Below are 17,589 nucleotides of genomic sequence, written 5' to 3'. Positions count from 1 at the left end.
TCGAGGTTGCAATCAGTCAAATCTTTCCTCATTTTGCGTGGCAAAAATATGGCAAAACCTAAACTCTGCAAAAAAATCCATTTCTAAAATACAACCATCACAAATCATACTTTACCTTAAACAAGATATATCTAGGCTGAACCGAATATTGTGAAGTCCTAAAAAAGAGATCGTTAAATGTATCTTGATTTAAATCTTGATTGTTGGTCAAATTTGTCGCATTTATGCTAAACTCCCATTTACTTTCTGGCTTTTGATAGGATAAGGAGGCATTTAAGAAGCCAAATTTGTTTTCAATAGTTTGATTCCTATCGCGATAAAAGTAATATTCATAATCAGCTAAAAGGATAAATCCTTTCAAGAATGATGCGTCTAAACGGGCAAATGGCCTATCTGTAAAAAAAGTGGTTTTAATACCCCCGGTGTTGTAGTTGTTTACGGTGTACCTATATCCCAATTCCAGATTTGGAGCTTTCTGAAAACTACTTCCTAAAGACAACTCATAATCTTGTGTGAATGACTTTGAATTTTGCGGTATATCATTTACAATGTTAAAGGTATTCGAGTAAGTAACAGTGCTTCTGCCGCTTACTCTTATTCTACCAAATGCTCTTTGGTAGTTTCCCGTTCCACTTAAGGTTTCATCATTCAAATTTGAATTAATCGTTGTATTCACCTGATTGATGCCTACAATACCCGTATTGGTCTTAAATGCGTCCATTCGTTTGGAGTAAACCAAATTCGCGAAAATATTCTGCTGATTGAACATACTGAAGCTGAAAAAGTTTAGCTGTGCCGTATGAAACAAAGCACTTTCCAAATCCCTATTTCCCCGATACAAGGCATTGTAATTCGTAAAGACATATCCTCTGGCAAATTGATTGATATCTGAAAACTGCCGTTGAACGGTATAGGTGAATCGAAGGCTTTCTGATTGTTTTAGCTGTAGATTTACAAATAAATCAGGTACAATATTGAACATGGTATCCGTAACCTCACTACCCAGCTGTTCATTTTTGGCTCTGTAGTCATGAATATGAAATCCTGGGTTAAAAGTGAACTTGCCTGATATGATTTTGTAGTGAAGCCCAAAGTAATTATCGGAAAAACTATAGCTCACCGAATTTCCTAAATCTTCATCCCCAAAGGTGTTTTGGTCACCAGAATCCAAAATCTGAAAGATGGAGGAATTGAAGCGTTGACTGCTTTGAATTGTTCCCAAAGTAAAATTCAAATTACTTTTTCGACCCAATACCCAAAAATAATCCAGCTTTGCATCAACCCGATTGGTTTGGGTGTATTGTCTTTGTCCAATGTTGAAATTGGTCTGTTCCATGTTAACAGGAACAATTCCCACAAAAGGCTGCTGATCACGGATGGCATTATAGAAAGGGTCTTCATCTGAATATTCATATTGTGCCTCCAAGGCAAAAATGTTCTTATCATTCAGGGTGTAATACAGATTTGAGTTTTGAGTAACTGTTATAGGATTTTGTTCCTGACTTTCAAAAATTGTATCGGTAACATCAGCTACAGAGAGTGTATTGGTATCTTCATTCTCATCAACAGTTCGTACAAGCACCTCATAATCCCATTGCAACTTGTCCGAAGGCTTATAGTTCGAAGTAAATTTTGCCAATCCCAAACTTGTACTTTGGTCTGCTATGGTCTGCGTATTTTCAATCTCATTAGTTGATATAAACGTTCGTGTTGCCGCAGTTTCTAACAATGTATTGGTGTTAGAGAATATTCCATAACCAGACACTCGCCAAGAACTGGATGGCTTATAGCTAAAGTTGACCGCTCCAAATCTACTATCTATAGAACTCGCCCTATTGTTTTGGGTAGTGCTCAAACCAAGTCCGGAAGTAGTTGTATTGAATAAAGTACCTGTATTTGGACGCACATTACCTCTTGCTCCCCCTGTAAAATTCCAATAATCTCGCAATGAAAAAGGAACTTCCCCAACGTTATTTAAGTCAGTTAGAACGTTTAAACTGAACTTGGGACTGTAATAGAACAATTTCGGATGGGCTACATACCGCTCATCTGGTCCTAATCCACCTGTAACTTCACCAAACCAGAACTTTTTCTTGCCTTCTTTTAATTTGATGTTCAACGCTACATTGTCTTGGTTATTTGTAAGACCGCTTAATTGTGAAACTTCATTGTAATTGCGAAGCACTTCCACTTTATCCAATGCATTGGCCGGAATATTCTTGGATGCCAATTTTGAATCTCCATCAAAAAAATTGTCGCCCTCCACCATTACTTTGGTCACTGCCTTTCCCTCTACTTCAATTTCCCCATCATCATTTACCTCAATTCCAGGAAGTGTTTTGAGGACATCAGCCAGTTTTTTTTCTGTACCCGACACAAAAGAATCGGTATTGTACACTATAGTATCTCCCTGTATAGTAATTGGAATTTCATAAACCAATTCAACCTCATCCAAGTTTTCAGGCTGCGGAAACATCAACACATCTAAAAAGATATCTTCCTCCTTCGTTTCAATTGATATTTCCTTGGTCTCAAAGCCCAAGTAGCTTATTTTGATGATATAGGCTGTATTCTTCTTTACATTTATTTTGAATTTTCCTTCTGGCGTTGTTATTCCAAAACCCTCAAGAGTCTTTGTGTTCTTGTTAATGGCCACTACGTTGGCTACATCCAAAGGATTTTGCAAGCTATCGGTAACTTTTCCAGAAATCATCAAACCTTGACTAAAAACAATAGACGACCAGGCCAAACAAATTGGCAAAAAAATATGCTTCAAATTCATTTGAAATACTTACCCCCTAATCATGATTCGCGCGCCATTTCCACGGCCCCTTGAACGAAATTGCTCGGACATTTCCTCCATTTTCTCAGCCAGAATACTATCATACTCTTCTTGGGATACCTCTTTACCTTTTTTAGGCGCTTCTATTTTTAGTTTCTCTTTAGAATTCAGCACCAATTTTGAACACAATATTGCGGTTCTACCATCATTTACCTCTAAAATTAATCCAGGCAAACCCCAGTAAGGTCCAGGGCCTTGGCTAACCGATATTTCTGGAGTATACCAAGCAACCACTTCCACATTTTCCGGTTCTTCAATTCTGGCTAAAATGGAATTACCATTGCCCTGTTCGGTAGAATCTTTGGCCTCTTCTTTGTTTGAATCTCTGTTCCTATCAAAAGCATTGCGCATTCGGGTCATCATTTCTTCATTCACTTGCCTAGTGGCCGTAGCTTTGTAACATGTGTAATTTCCAATTTGCTTTGTTTCCGTGCCCAATTTCCACTCCCAAGTATTCAAACTATCCTTTATTAAGAACATTTTTCCGAACATTTCAGTCTGGTTAACATATTCTTGATTTTGGATATTCTTAAAATACTCTCCATTACCCGCGCCGGCAAAAGCCATTCTAGGGCCAGATTGGACTCCTAGAGTCTCCAGTTTTTCTTCCTGGGCATATACCGATGTTGTCCTATCAAACACAAGTTCAAAACTCTGTTCTGTTCTACTTTTCACGCGTTCCCTAATACGTTGTTTCATCGCTTCAGGAATTTCACGGTCATCCAAGTTTATTTCAACATTGGTTTTTGTTTTGTAAAAAGCCTTCCCCTGAAAATCCTGACCTATGGCAGCGCACACAAGACAATTCATTAGAACAAAGCTGATAACGAGTCTTTTAGTTTTCATCATTTTGTTTTTTTGATTGAACTCCTCACAAATATGACATGTAATCCCTAGACGCTTGGTTAACATGTGTTAACGAGTGTTAACCGGTTACAAACCTCAATTCATATTAATAGATTTGAAGTATGGAAACCAAAAAATTCACTTATATCCTATACCTAATTACGTTCACCATTTTGGCAACCATAACAATTCAGGTGTATTGGAACATAGGTAATTACAAAACCAATAAACTGGCTCTCATTAATGAAGTTCAAAACAGTTTTGACTCAAGTGTTGAGACCTACTACGCTAATTTGGCCAAGTCTGACTTTTTTGCCTTTTTGGACACCGATACCATAAACATTAAAAATAGAGGTGGTTTTGTGAGCATTATACAAAATGATAGCATAATCAATATTGACGTTCCCCAAAAGGATAGTGAAGCAGCCATTGGGAAGATGTTGGAAAGAATGGATAGTGCAAAAATTAGAATACGACCTCGAAGACCACCGGGGCGATTTTCTAAAATGCATTTTTTTAGAAAAAAGATGAGAGACAGCTCTGGTTCTTTTAGAAGATTGTTCAATCGATTGATTACTTCAGCCTCAATTCAAAATCTAGACCTTGGGAAGTTGGACAGCTTGTTGAACCAAGATTTAAAGCAAAAGGAAATTGATTTGACCTATCAATTGAACCATTTTGAAGACGACTCTCTTTTGAATACGCTTTCAAGAGGAAAAACTAGTGAGTATGCTTTTACCGCTGTTTCAAAATCCAACTATTTACTTGATTATCAAAAACTCGAATTAAAACACAATAATCCTGTCCTTGTTGTATTGAAAAAGAGTCTAACAGGTATTGTACTGTCTTTACTTCTTTCAGGGTGTATTGTTTACAGTTTATTCTATCTTTTAAAGACCATTAGAAAACAAAAACAGCTATCTGAGATAAAGAACGACTTAATCAGCAACATTACCCATGAGTTTAAAACTCCCATAGCAACGGTTTCAACTGCTATTGAAGGGATAAAAAATTTCAACGTCCTAAAGGATACCCAAAAAACAGAAAAGTATCTTGACATTTCCCAAGAGCAGTTAAAAAAACTCAATTCCATGGTTGAAAAGCTACTGGAAACTGCCACCCTGGACAACGACCGTCTGGAGCTGGAAAAAGAACCACAAGATTTAGTCGCTTTGTTGGACAAAACTTTACATAGACTCAAGCTAATCACCGACAAAGAGCTTGTTTTCAAGACTAACTCTAACAAACTCATCAAAGAAATTGATGCTTTTCATTTTGAAAATGTCATTTCCAACCTATTGGACAATGCGGTTAAGTACGGAGGAAATCGTATTGAACTATCTCTAAACTCCACTATAGACAGAACTGAAATCACTGTCTTGGACAATGGCAAAGGAATTCCAAAACTACAAAGGGACAAGATATTCGATAAATTCTATCGTGTTCCCACAGGAAATCGCCATGATGTCAAGGGATTTGGAATTGGTCTTTTCTACTCCAAAAAGATAATAGAAAAGCATGGCGGAAGCCTTACCCTACTCCCAGATAATTCATTCACCATTTTTAAAATCGTGTTATGAGCAATCCTGTAAAAATACTATTGGCCGAAGATGAACCAGCATTAGGACAAATTGTAAAAGAAAGCCTTGAAACTCGGAATTTTGAGGTGATTCTCTGCGAAGATGGAACAGAGGCCTATGAAAGTTATCTCAAAAATAAACCGGAACTTTTGGTTTTGGATGTAATGATGCCCAAAAAGGACGGTTTCACATTGGCCGAAGAGGTCAGAAGGAAAGATACAGACATCCCCATTATCTTTTTAACGGCCAAATCACAAATCAAAGATGTTGTAAATGGTTTCCAATTGGGGGGCAATGACTACCTTAAAAAGCCCTTCAGCATGGAAGAGCTTATAGTTCGCATCCATGCATTGCTCAACAGGTCACAAAAACAGCAAAAGGATAGCATTACGCTTGGAAAATTCACTTTTAATTATACTAAACAACTTCTAATAGATGAGGAAGAGGAACAAAGTTTGACCCATAGAGAAGCAGAATTGTTATACCACCTCATTCAAAAGCAAAATGAGGTTTTGGACCGTTCGGAAATTCTGAAAAAGCTATGGGGAGATGATGATTTTTTCAATGCCAGAAGCATGGATGTTTTTATTACCAAGCTAAGAAAAAAATTGAAAAAAGACCAAAACATACAGATAATCAACGTACGGGGATTGGGCTATAAATTGATTTGCTAAGCTAACCTTCATTTCAACTAAAATCTTTCTTCCAACCCAATATACTTTGTATATTGCGAGCTCCGACCTTTTTAAAAAACTTTTAAACCCAACCCAGGATGCACATTGCCGTTGCCGGAAATATTGGAGCAGGAAAAACCACGTTAACCAATTTATTATCCAAGCATTATAAATGGGATGCACACTTTGAAGATGTAGTGGATAATCCGTATTTGGATGATTTTTACACCCAAATGGAACGTTGGAGTTTTAATCTTCAAATCTATTTTTTGAATAGTCGGTATCGCCAGATTTTAAAAATTAGGGAAAGTGGTAAAGATGTAATTCAAGATCGTACCATTTACGAGGATGCCCATATCTTTGCCCCTAACCTGCACGCCATGGGTTTAATGACCAATCGAGACTTTGAAAACTACAAAAGTCTTTTTGAGTTGATGGAAACCTTGGTCCAGCCCCCAGATCTTCTCATATATTTGAGAAGTTCAATTCCCAATTTGGTAAATCAAATTCATAAACGTGGCAGGGAATATGAAAATACTATCTCTATTGACTACCTAAGCCGTTTGAACGAACGTTATGAAGCTTGGGTGGACACCTATGAAAAAGGCAAGCTTTTGGTATTCAACGTTGACAGTTTAAATTTTGTGGACGACCCTGAGGATTTAGGGGAGGTCATCAACAGGATTGATGCCGAACTACACGGCTTGTTTTAAGTGATTCATTGTATACTTCCAAACCCTTCTCAAGAGAATAACCAAATTTCCACACTTTCCAAATGTTTCAAACTTTAAATTACGGGTGTGAAACAAACATTTTAACGTTTAAAAAAACATTTTAACAACTAAAATTCCCTAATTCTCTAAATATGAGCAGTTTTGGAATCCCAAACTTGAATAACCTTTAACTGCTTATGAAAAACGTAATCGATACTCCCTTTTATCGGGAGGCGTTCCAAGAACTGAACTATCCTTTCGGCGATTTTTACCTCTTTGATCATTTTATAATATCAGAAATAAAAGAAGATGTAGTCTTTACCTGGGAGCATCATGCAAAACAGGTAGTAAATGATATTTCTAATCTTTATGAAAACGACGGTACCGATTTAATATATATTTCGAACCGAATTCACAATTACGCTGTTGTTCCCAGCGATTGGATAAAGTTTTTTAGACACAACTACAACTTAAAATCTTATGTTGTTGTCGCCCAAGTAAAGAATTCGCTGCTTGAACGTTTATTTATGGGTAAGAAACTTAAAACGTTCCATGATATAGAAAATGCTATAGTTTGGGCGAAAGCCAAAGGCTGTTCCCAAGATTATACACAAAAAATCAGTGCCTAAAATAAATGGACACATCTCAATAAAGGTTTATTGGCTAGCTCAAAGCGCTGTTTCCCTAATTCTAGCTTTTATTCACTTCATATTTCCAATAAGTTCATCATATGTTAACAACAAAATGATGTATTATGGAAACAAAAAAGAACCGTGAACTCCAGTTGGAAAAAAATTCCAACTTGTACTTCGCTATTGGTATGTCAGCTATTCTTGCCTTGATTTATTTAGCTTTAGAATGGAAAACGTATCATCCTTCCTATGGTGACTTTGCACAGCTAGAGATTACTGATGAATTGATTGAAGAAGTGCCTATTACTATTCAGAATTTGCCGCCTCCGCCGCCTCCTAAAATTCAAACCCCTCCGGTAATTGAGATTGCCCCTGATGATTCAGAGATTGAAGATTCGGTAATCGCTTCAACAGAGACAGACCAAACTCAGGAGATTGTTCCTATCGAAGATATTCCAGTTATTGAAGAAGACATTCCGGATGAAGTGCCCTGGGTTAGCATCGAAAATGTTCCGGTATTTCCTGGTTGTGAAGATGCTGAAAATCAAAGAGCCTGTTTTCAGGAAATGATGCAAAAACACATTCGCAAGAATTTTAGATATCCAGAGCTGGCCCAGGAAATGGGGCTGCAAGGAAGAGTAAATGTCGTCTTTACCATTCAAAAAGACGGTAGTATTGGAAACGTACGCATGCGAGGACCTCATCAACTTTTAGAGGGAGAGGCGGAACGGATCATTTCTAAATTACCTCAAATGACACCTGGGAAACAAAGAGGAACCCCTGTTAAGGTTCCTTTTGCCATTCCAATCACTTTTAAGTTGCAATAAATATCTCTACTACGCTCGATATGACAATGCAATCCATAAAAAAACCACGCTTAAAGCGTGGTTTTCAGTTTTACTTATAAAAGAAATACTTTCCTAGTTCTTCGAACTCTTATATTCGTCAACCAACTTTTCAAGCTCTTCTTTGGTAGCAGCAGTAAATTCTTTTACCTCTTTTTCAACCTCTTCTCCAACTTCAGAAGTAGAAGTTATCACGGCCTTAAAAGAACCATCAACTGTATTGCTGATTTCAACTTTCAACTGTTTTTCAATCTGCTTTGATTCCTTCATACCATCCGTAGTAATTGAAATGGTAGTACCATCTGCTTTCATCATACTAACCTCATCCGCTGGAGAAAGACTCACCAAACTAGGTGCAATTACCAAAGCTACTACGGACATCAATTTCAATAGGATATTCAAAGAAGGTCCTGAAGTATCTTTAAAAGGATCACCTACCGTGTCACCAACAACTGCAGCTTTGTGTGCATCCGAACCTTTACGACCATCACTTTCAATGGTTTTCTTGGCGTTGTCCCATGCACCACCAGCATTGGATTGGAAAATGGCCATCAAAACACCACAAGTAGTAACACCTGCAAGAAGACCACCCAACATTTCAGCACCTCCAATAAATCCTACTGCTACGGGAACAGCGATTGCCAAAAGGCCTGGCAATACCATTTCTTTAATGGATGCTTTTGTAGAAATCGCCACACATTTGTCATATTCGGCAACACCATCAGCAGCGTCGAACGTTGCTCTTTGTGCCTCTGTTGCTTTAGACATGTCTGAATCAACGGCACGCATTACTTCAAGAGCAGCTTTCAACTGAGGAATATCTCTAAACTGACGACGCACTTCTTCGATCATGGCCATTGCAGCTCTACCTACCGCATTCATGGAAAGCGCAGAGAAAACAAAAGGCAGCATACCTCCTATCAGCAAACCAGCCATAATATCCGGTTGGGAAACATCAATTGAAGTAACTCCAGCAGTTTTCATAAAAGCAGCGAACAATGCTAAAGCCGTCAACGCTGCTGATGCAATGGCAAATCCTTTACCAATTGCTGCAGTAGTGTTTCCTACAGCATCCAACTTATCTGTACGTTCGCGGACTTCACTTGGTAATTCAGCCATCTCAGCAATACCACCCGCATTATCTGAAATAGGCCCATACGCGTCAACAGCTAATTGAATACCTGTGTTTGCCAACATACCTACAGCAGCAATAGCAATTCCATAAAGACCTGCAAAGTGATGAGAAACTAAGATTGCAGCTGCAATTAATATAATAGGTATCATTGTAGACATCATTCCAACACCTAGACCTGCGATAATGTTCGTGGCAGCTCCTGTTTCGGACTGTCTTACAATGGAGTTAACTGGTTTAGTTCCTGTTCCTGTGTAATACTCGGTCACCTTTCCTACCGCAAGACCTGCAACAAGACCTGCAATGGTTGCCCAAAACACACCCATAGCAGAATATTCTTTTCCACCTTCAACCCATGCTTCAGGTAACATTCCATTAATTATGAAGTAGGAAGCCACTAACATCAAACCAGCAGAACCAAATTCTCCAATATTCAATGCGGTCTGTGGATTTCCTCCGTCCTTAACACGAACAAAGAAAGTTCCGATAATGGACATCACAATTCCAACAGCTGCCAAAGCCAAAGGCAAGTATACTGCACCCAAACCATCAAAAGCAGCCTGAAATTCAGGTAGTGTTACAAATACAGCTCCTAATACCATAGTACCAATAATAGAACCTACATAAGATTCAAAAAGGTCAGCTCCCATACCGGCAACGTCTCCAACATTATCTCCAACGTTATCTGCAATTGTAGCAGGGTTCAACGGATGATCTTCAGGAATACCCGCTTCTACTTTACCAACCAAATCAGCACCAACATCAGCAGCTTTCGTATAGATACCACCACCCACACGGGCAAAAAGGGCAATAGATGAAGCTCCAAGAGAAAAACCTGAAAGTACATTCAAAACTTCTCCAAGTGCCCATCCCTGACCACTATAAATCATAAAAAGTCCGCTAAGACCTAAAACTCCAAGACCAACGACTCCAAGTCCCATTACAGCTCCACCTGCAAAAGCTACTTCCAACGCTTTCCCTAAGGAAGTTCTGGCTGCATTAGTGGTTCTTACATTGGCTTTGGTAGCCACTTTCATTCCAATAAATCCGGCCAAAGCAGAACAAATGGCTCCTACAATAAAAGAAACAGCGACCATTCCATTAGATCCTTCTTCGTTGGTTCCTTTAAAGAAGAGCAAAATGGCCACAGCCACAACAAAGATGCTCAGTATTTTGTATTCTGCCTTAAGGAAAGACATGGCTCCATCGGCAATGTTTTTGGCTATTCGAGCCATTTTTTCATCACCGACCTCTTGTTTTGAAACCCATACATTTTTAACAAAAACGTACAGCAGTGCCAAAACACCAAATACGGGCAGAAACTGTATCAATAAATCCATAGTTAATTAGTTATTTAAGAATTTTTTAATGGTGGCAAAAGTAGTAAAATACCCACTAATAAAAAAAATGCGCTTTTGGGTTTCAAAAGCGCATTTTTAGTCTATTAATTTTGTCTATATCGTAAATGTTCGGTTCTTTTTATGGTCGCTTTCTTCATATCGCTTCACACATTGATGATATATTTTAACAGCTTCTTCCACATTGCCCCAACCGCCAGTATCTACTTTCTTTTCTTCCAAATCTTTATACACTTGAAAGAAGTGTTCTATTTCCTTTAATCGATGAGGATTTAGGTCACTGATATCATTTCTCTTGCTCCAAATGGGATCGTTTACGGGCACACAAATAATTTTTTCATCCGGCCCTTTCTCATCCGTCATATGGAAAACTCCAATAGGTTTAACTTCCATCACCACCATGGGATAGGTAGGTTCGGTTCCCATAACAAGGACATCCAATGGGTCTTTATCCAATGCCAAGGTTTCTGGAACAAAACCATAATCTCCCGGATACATCATTGATGAAAAGAGCGTTCTATCAAAACGAATTTTGTTCAGGACAAAATCATATTCATATTTATTGCGACTTCCCTTGGGGATTTCTATGAGCACATCAAAAGTTACTTGCTTCTTGGCCATACTTTTATTTTTTGCAAAAGTAGCCAGTTTACTGAGATTTCAGTCAAATTTTTGAGGATGATTGTTAACTAAAATTTAAATCCAAAGGAACCAGTTACTCCAAAAGGTCGTGCATCGGGATTATCTAAGTAGTTGCCCCTAAAGTTAAAGTCTATCCTTAAGATTTTAAATATATTGCCAATACCAAATGAATACTCCCAATAGATTTGCTCATCTGGAGCTATGAGAGGAATATTGGAAGGTGAGTTAAGAGCGATATTCTCATCGGACAGCTGCCCCCACGCTCCACGAAGACCGATAATTTCTCTTAAATTTAGTTTTCTCAACAAAGGAATTCTGGAAAACAACCTCCCATTAAAGTTATGTTCTAAATGCACAGTGGCGTAGGTATCCGTGACAAATTCATAAAAATCCAAATTGGGAAAGGTGTTATAAATGGAAAACAACGTCTGGTTTCCAGGAACTACGCTTAACAAACTCAAGGGGACTTCCCCAAAGGTTTTTCCCAATTCAATGGTACTGGTCAATCTACCAAAACCGCCCACTTGCCAAGGTTGTGTATATGAAAACTGTAAGCGCTCATAGTCAAAATCACTTTCCAAAAAACCCTCTACGCCCTTAGTGTAATTTAAAAGTAGTATACTATGATTATCATTTATATTTACCCGTTCCACGCCATACCCGATAGTTCTCTTACCCGGAGTATATATTAATGTGGAATTGATATCAAACTGCTTTACCTCTGATGAAATACCCGTAGGAGAAGTTGGGTCCAAATAATCCAAATTGAACGCCTCTGGCAAAGCCGAACTCAACGTTCTGAAAGAGCCACCTAACCGAAATCTAAGATTGGTAACAGGTTCAATTTCAAAATTGACCGTAGAAAGGTTGATGTTTGTCAATCTATCATTGGCCCCTACAGTTACTAAGGCTGAGGATGCAATACTACGTCCAAGGACATCATTGGTACTGGTAAGACTCAGCCCCAATTGTTCTATATCCCTTCTATTTCCTCCCGAGAGAATGAGTCGGGTCTTTCTGTCCAATAAAAACTTTCCAGACAGCCCGTGTTTGAATTTTCTATCAGTGAAACCATACGCCATATAGCCTTCCAAACGCCAGGTATCATTTTGTCCAAAATATGTGCGTGCCCCGGCCCGCACCCGATAACCTTCGGCATCATTAAAACCAAAAGTGCTGTAGATATTACCAATATCCAGATTCCATTTGTCCACTTCAATGTAACCAGAGCCCAAAACACTTACTATATTATAGTAGGTTTTGAATTTGGGAACCGTTTTGAGCGTATCCAATAGCTTAAAAATACCTGATTCGTCTTCATTGAGTTTTTCCAAACGGGCATTTTTCCAAAATACACTGTCTCGGTTAAAGACCCTTGGGTCGTAAGGGTCTGCCACTGATTTATAAAAGACTTCGCCACGGGGTACGTCAAATTCATAATTGTCATACACTGTAGTGCGCTTTCCGTAAACCCCTCTTGATTTTTCCTTCTTTGAAAAACTGAAATCGCTTAGCATGTAATCCCGCTTTAGCAGAAAAATAGAATCGTTTACCACATCAAAATCCTGCTCAATATAAATCTCCTTAACCCAGTTGATATTGGCACTTTTTGTTACCTGAAGGTTAATCTTTTTTATGGCGAAGGTGGTATCATTTACCCAAAAATCCCCTTTAAAAGTGAGTTCGTTCTTCCGTCTTGGATAGTAAATGATGTTGTAACACCATTTGTTGTCAATGAAGGTGCTATCCGAAAGGACATAATTATAGGTATCCACTCCTGTTTTGGACAGTGGACTGGTAAAGCTTTTATCGAAAAATTTCAGGTAATTGTCATAGATATCATAATCAGAATAAAGATCCTCCACAAATGCTGTGATGGCCTGATTTCCTTGAAATCCTGAATTTTTGTTTCCTAAAACGTCCTCTTTTTCTTTTTTCAGGATATTGTCTCCGTAAACTTTGGAGAAATTCTCATTTAAAAATAAAGGCAGATACGTTTTTCCTGTGATTCTAGAGGTATCCAAATCATCAAAAACAAACTCTAACCCTTTAAAGAGTTTACTCTTGATTAGATTACTATCTATTGTATTCAAGTCAAACTCTATTTTTTCGTATTTATCATACTTGTACTGTTTGAACTTGCGAATGCCATTTTCCCGCTTTTTGGCCCATATCCTTTTTAGGATGTCTATTGCGGGATTGTTCTTTTTGGATTGCTTTCCCGTGTAAACCACTACTTCTTGGAGCTGTTCGGTGGACTCGGTAAGTTCAATCCGCATGTTGTAATTTATCTTTTGCGATAAATCTATTTCCAGTGTTTCATATCCTATAAAAGAAACCAACAAAGTGGAATACGTATTATTCGATTCCATGTAAAATCTACCATTATCATTGGTAATGGTTCCTTCGGACGAGTTTTTAAAAACAAGATTGGCAAAAGCAATTGGCGAACCAAAATCATCCACAACAATTCCCCCAACCTTGGTTTGCGAAAAAATAGCACTTGAAGAAATCAGGAAAAAGAAGAAAAGGAACTTTTTCATGTTTTGATAGTTAGGTCAACTGAAAAATCATATTGAAATTTCAGTTTTTCTTGGTCATTTTAGAATTAAGGTAATTTCTTATCAAAAACCATTCCTTTAAAAAAGCCTCATCAACCTAAAGGTTGATGAGGCTAATATACCTTTTACAAATATACGTTAGTTTTTGTCCGGATTACTTATATAACACTTTCTTAACAGCCTTTATCACATCTTGGGCATTGGGTAACCATTCTGCTAACAATACAGGTGAGTAAGGTGCTGGAGTATCTGCAGTGTTCAATTTTACTATCGGGGCATCTAAATAATCAAATGCCTTATCTTGTACATGGTAAATAATTTCGGTTGCCACATTTCCAAACGGCCATGCCTCTTCCAAAATTACCATTCGATTGGTCTTCTTGACGGAATTAAGAATGGCATCATGATCCATAGGACGCACAGTACGCAAATCTATAATTTCACAACTGATACCCTCTTTCTCCAATTCGTCGGCAGCTTTGTAGGCCTCCTTGATTATTTTTCCAAAGGAAACAATGGTCACATCAGTTCCTTTTCTTTTGATGTCTGCTACCCCTAAAGGAATGGTATATTCTCCTTCGGGCACTTCGCCTTTATCACCATACATCTGCTCCGATTCCATAAAAATTACGGGATCATCATCACGAATGGCCGATTTTAAAAGTCCTTTCGCATCAGCAGGGTTTGATGGAACAACCACCTTCAATCCAGGACAGTTGGCATACCAACTTTCAAAAGCTTGGGAGTGGGTTGCTGCCAATTGACCCGCAGAGGCCGTTGGGCCCCTAAAAACAATAGGACAAGGGAACTGCCCAGCGGACATTTGTCTTATTTTGGCTGCGTTATTTATAATTTGATCAATACCTACCAATGAAAAGTTGAAAGTCATGAACTCTATAATGGGTCGGTTTCCAATCATAGCCGAACCAACGCCGATACCAGCAAAACCCAATTCAGATATAGGTGTATCCACCACCCTTTCTGGGCCAAATTCATCCAACATTCCTTTGGAAGCCTTGTATGCTCCGTTATACTCCGCAACTTCTTCCCCCATTAGATAAATGGTATCATCTTTTCGCATCTCCTCGGACATGGCCTCCGCTATGGCTTCTCTGAACTGTAATGTTTTCATTGAGTAGTTTGAAAGGTTTAATTATTCTGTTCTACTAAAAAAGGCAAGCAAAAATAGGAAATTAAACAAGAAGAATCACTCTCTCAAAAAGCAAAAAAAAGAACAAAATTTATTATGCATGCATAATAAATTTCGGATTTTATAGCTATCTTTGGAAGGTCAAAATGTAAAATATATGAAGATTTTAGTTTGCATTAGCAATGTACCGGACACCACATCCAAAATTAACTTCACGGATGGGGATACCAAATTTGATACCAATGGAGTACAGTTTGTCATCAACCCCAATGACGAGTTCGGCCTTACGAGAGCTATGTGGTTTAAAGAAAAGCAAGGGGCAGCGGTTCACGTAGCCACAGTTGGAGGACCTCAAACCGAGCCCACAATTCGCAAAGCCCTGGCAATAGGTGCAGACGAGGCCATACGAATCAATGCAGAACCCATAGATGGTTTCTACGTAGCCAGACAGTTGGCCGAAGTGGTTAAGAATGGGGGATATGACCTCGTAATTGCCGGAAGGGAGTCCATTGATTATAATGGTGGAATGGTTCCAGGTATCCTGGCAACCCTTTTGGACATGAACTTTGTAAATACCTGTATAGGTCTAGAAATTGAGGGAAGCAATGCCACCGCCATGCGTGAAATTGATGGTGGAAAGGAAAAAATAAGTACTTCCCTACCCTTGGTTATCGGAGGTCAAAAAGGTTTAGTTGAGGAAAGTGATCTTCGTATACCAAATATGAGAGGTATTATGATGGCCCGTAAAAAAGCCCTTAATGTAGTAGAGCCTGTAGATGGTCCATCCCCTACGCAAGACCAAAAATTTGAAAAGCCTGCAGCCAAAGGGCCCGTGAAATTGGTGGATGCCGAAAATGTGGAAGAATTGGTCAATTTATTACATAACGAAGCAAAAGTTATTTAATCCAAAAAAATTATGTCAGTACTCGTATATACAGAATCCGACAAGGGAAAATTCAAAAAAAGTGCTTTTGAAGTGGCATCATATGCCTATGCCGTTGCACAACTAATGGGAGAAACCGTTACCGCCGTTTCCATAAATGCGGAGCACGCTGACTCATTGGGAACTTATGGAGTTTCAAAGGTCCTTAATGTATCCAACTCCGACTTGGACACATTTAACGCTAAAGCATATGCCAACGTTTTGGCTCAAGCCGCTGAAGCTGAAGGCGCCAAAATGGTGATATTGAGCTCAAGCGCAGATACCAAATTTTTGGCCCCTATTGTCACTGCCAAATTGAATGCCGGTTATGTACCCAACGTGGTATCAGCGCCAGAAAGCGCTTCACCATTTATAGTGAAAAGAACTGCATTTAGCAACAAAGGTTTTGCCTTTACCGCTATTGAATCAGAAACCAAGATCATTGGGGTATCCAATAACGCATTTGGAACCGTTGAGAATAGCACTTCCGCATCTGTTGAAGCATTTAGCCCATCGCTAGGTGATGCAGATTTTACAACAAAATCCATTGAAGTAGATAAAGTAGTTGGAAAAGCAACCATTGCAGATGCTGATGTGGTTGTATCAGGAGGTCGAGGCTTAAAAGGACCAGAAAACTGGGGCATGATTGAAGAATTGGCTGATGTACTGGGTGCGGCAACAGCTTGTTCCAAGCCTGTTTCCGACTTAGGATGGCGTTCTCATGGGGAGCACGTGGGTCAAACTGGAAAACCAGTAGCTAGTAACTTATACATTGCCATTGGTATCTCTGGAGCCATTCAACATTTGGCTGGGGTTAGTGCTTCAAAAACCAAAGTGGTCATTAATAATGACCCCGAAGCTCCTTTCTTTAAGGCAGCTGATTATGGTATTGTGGGCGATGCTTTTGAAGTAGTACCCAAACTCATCGAAAAATTAAAGGAATTTAAAGCCCAGAACGCTTAAATTTTGTTAATTTGCCCACTTTAAGGGGCTGTTCAGATAACTGGTTCCGCCACTTATTTGAACGGCCTTTTTTGGTTTTAGGAGGAGATTATGAGCTTAGTACGGTTAAAAATAAAGGGGATATCATACAGCCAAACCCAAAATGGCGCGTATGCCCTTATTTTGAATGAAGTAGACGGGGATAGAAAACTACCCATAGTAATCGGAGCGTTTGAAGCGCAGTCCATCGCCATCGCTTTGGAAAAAGAAATCAAACCTCCAAGACCGCTTACTCACGATCTTTTTAAAAACTTCTCAGATCGCTTTCAGATTTTCATTAAGCAAGTTATCATTCACAAATTGGTTGATGGAGTTTTTTATTCAAGTATCATTTGTGAACGAGATAAGGTTGAGGAAATTATAGATGCCAGAACCAGTGATGCCATTGCTTTGGCCTTGCGTTTTGATGCTCCTATCTTTACCTACAAAAACATCTTGGACAAGGCTGGAATTTTTCTGAAGTTTTCCAACAAGGACGACGAGGAAAATGATGATGATAGCATTGTTGTAGATGAGATTCTTCAGGAAGGTGAGACTGTTGAAATAGAATCAGGAGCTGCTTCCCAAGGCTATCGGGAACTTACTTTGGAAGAATTACATAAAGAATTGGACAAAGCCGTAGCCAACGAAGACTACGAAAAGGCGGCAAAAATTCGGGACGAAATCTCCAAGCGCAAATAAACTTGTACA

The 17,589-nt window shown here is 38.8% G+C and carries 14 protein-coding genes; 8 read left to right on the top strand and 6 right to left on the bottom strand.

The window, feature by feature from the left end; all coding sequences use genetic code 11:
- Window positions 1–97 precede the first annotated feature (97 nt).
- On the bottom strand, window positions 98–2,713 hold the full coding sequence (locus ACOKFD_RS17435) for a carboxypeptidase-like regulatory domain-containing protein (protein WP_422859074.1): 2,616 nt from the start codon (window positions 2,711–2,713) through the stop codon (window positions 98–100).
- Between the two features lie 78 nt (window positions 2,714–2,791).
- Entirely contained in the window at window positions 2,792–3,691 is a 900-nt protein-coding gene (locus tag ACOKFD_RS17430; RefSeq protein ID WP_422859073.1) for a GLPGLI family protein, read from the bottom strand.
- Between the two features lie 119 nt (window positions 3,692–3,810).
- Here ACOKFD_RS17430 and ACOKFD_RS17425 point away from each other — a divergent pair, with 119 nt between their 5' ends.
- From ACOKFD_RS17425 to ACOKFD_RS17405, 5 genes are all read left to right on the top strand, one after another.
- Window positions 3,811–5,268, top strand: coding sequence for a sensor histidine kinase (locus ACOKFD_RS17425; RefSeq protein WP_422859072.1), 1,458 nt, complete (start codon window positions 3,811–3,813; stop codon window positions 5,266–5,268).
- Window positions 5,265–5,942, top strand: a complete 678-nt coding sequence (locus tag ACOKFD_RS17420) for a response regulator transcription factor (RefSeq protein WP_422859071.1) — start codon at window positions 5,265–5,267, stop codon at window positions 5,940–5,942. The genes ACOKFD_RS17425 and ACOKFD_RS17420 overlap by 4 nt, the downstream gene beginning before the upstream one ends.
- A 98-nt stretch (window positions 5,943–6,040) precedes the next feature.
- Complete coding sequence (locus ACOKFD_RS17415; RefSeq protein ID WP_299000524.1) at window positions 6,041–6,655, top strand: deoxynucleoside kinase; 615 nt, start codon at window positions 6,041–6,043, stop codon at window positions 6,653–6,655.
- Between the two features lie 197 nt (window positions 6,656–6,852).
- On the top strand, window positions 6,853–7,284 hold the full coding sequence (locus tag ACOKFD_RS17410) for a hypothetical protein (RefSeq protein ID WP_422859070.1): 432 nt from the start codon (window positions 6,853–6,855) through the stop codon (window positions 7,282–7,284).
- 125 nt (window positions 7,285–7,409) lie between these two features.
- On the top strand, window positions 7,410–8,114 hold the full coding sequence (locus tag ACOKFD_RS17405; RefSeq protein ID WP_422859069.1) for an energy transducer TonB: 705 nt from the start codon (window positions 7,410–7,412) through the stop codon (window positions 8,112–8,114).
- Between the two features lie 93 nt (window positions 8,115–8,207).
- On the opposite strand, the gene ACOKFD_RS17400 is transcribed toward ACOKFD_RS17405, so the two are convergent.
- The 4 genes from ACOKFD_RS17400 to ACOKFD_RS17385 all read right to left on the bottom strand — a co-directional run bounded on the left by ACOKFD_RS17400 (window position 8,208) and on the right by ACOKFD_RS17385 (window position 14,957).
- The gene (locus tag ACOKFD_RS17400; RefSeq protein ID WP_422859068.1) at window positions 8,208–10,604 is read right to left on the bottom strand and encodes a sodium-translocating pyrophosphatase; all 2,397 of its coding nucleotides are present in this window, start codon (window positions 10,602–10,604) and stop codon (window positions 8,208–8,210) included.
- Between the two features lie 114 nt (window positions 10,605–10,718).
- A complete protein-coding gene (locus tag ACOKFD_RS17395) occupies window positions 10,719–11,243 on the bottom strand; it encodes an inorganic diphosphatase (protein ID WP_299000533.1) in 525 nt (174 codons plus the stop codon).
- 68 nt (window positions 11,244–11,311) lie between these two features.
- Window positions 11,312–13,807: a DUF5686 family protein gene (locus tag ACOKFD_RS17390; RefSeq protein ID WP_422859067.1), complete on the bottom strand. Its 2,496-nt coding sequence runs from the start codon at window positions 13,805–13,807 to the stop codon at window positions 11,312–11,314.
- Window positions 13,808–13,979: 172 nt separating this feature from the next.
- Window positions 13,980–14,957: a pyruvate dehydrogenase complex E1 component subunit beta gene (locus tag ACOKFD_RS17385; protein WP_422859066.1), complete on the bottom strand. Its 978-nt coding sequence runs from the start codon at window positions 14,955–14,957 to the stop codon at window positions 13,980–13,982.
- A gap of 175 nt (window positions 14,958–15,132) precedes the next feature.
- Here ACOKFD_RS17385 and ACOKFD_RS17380 point away from each other — a divergent pair, with 175 nt between their 5' ends.
- From ACOKFD_RS17380 to ACOKFD_RS17370, 3 genes are all read left to right on the top strand, one after another.
- The gene (locus ACOKFD_RS17380) at window positions 15,133–15,879 is read left to right on the top strand and encodes an electron transfer flavoprotein subunit beta/FixA family protein (RefSeq protein ID WP_422859065.1); all 747 of its coding nucleotides are present in this window, start codon (window positions 15,133–15,135) and stop codon (window positions 15,877–15,879) included.
- Window positions 15,880–15,891: 12 nt separating this feature from the next.
- Window positions 15,892–16,860 carry an electron transfer flavoprotein subunit alpha/FixB family protein gene (locus ACOKFD_RS17375; protein WP_422859064.1) on the top strand — a complete coding sequence of 323 codons (969 nt, stop codon included), beginning with the start codon at window positions 15,892–15,894 and terminating at the stop codon, window positions 16,858–16,860.
- A gap of 90 nt (window positions 16,861–16,950) precedes the next feature.
- A complete protein-coding gene (locus tag ACOKFD_RS17370) occupies window positions 16,951–17,580 on the top strand; it encodes a bifunctional nuclease domain-containing protein (RefSeq protein ID WP_422859063.1) in 630 nt (209 codons plus the stop codon).
- Window positions 17,581–17,589 lie beyond the last annotated feature (9 nt).

The sequence above is a fragment of the Flagellimonas ulvae genome (genome assembly GCF_049333175.1).
Lineage (GTDB): Bacteria > Bacteroidota > Bacteroidia > Flavobacteriales > Flavobacteriaceae > Flagellimonas.
This window is presented reverse-complemented; position numbering and strand designations above follow the sequence as displayed.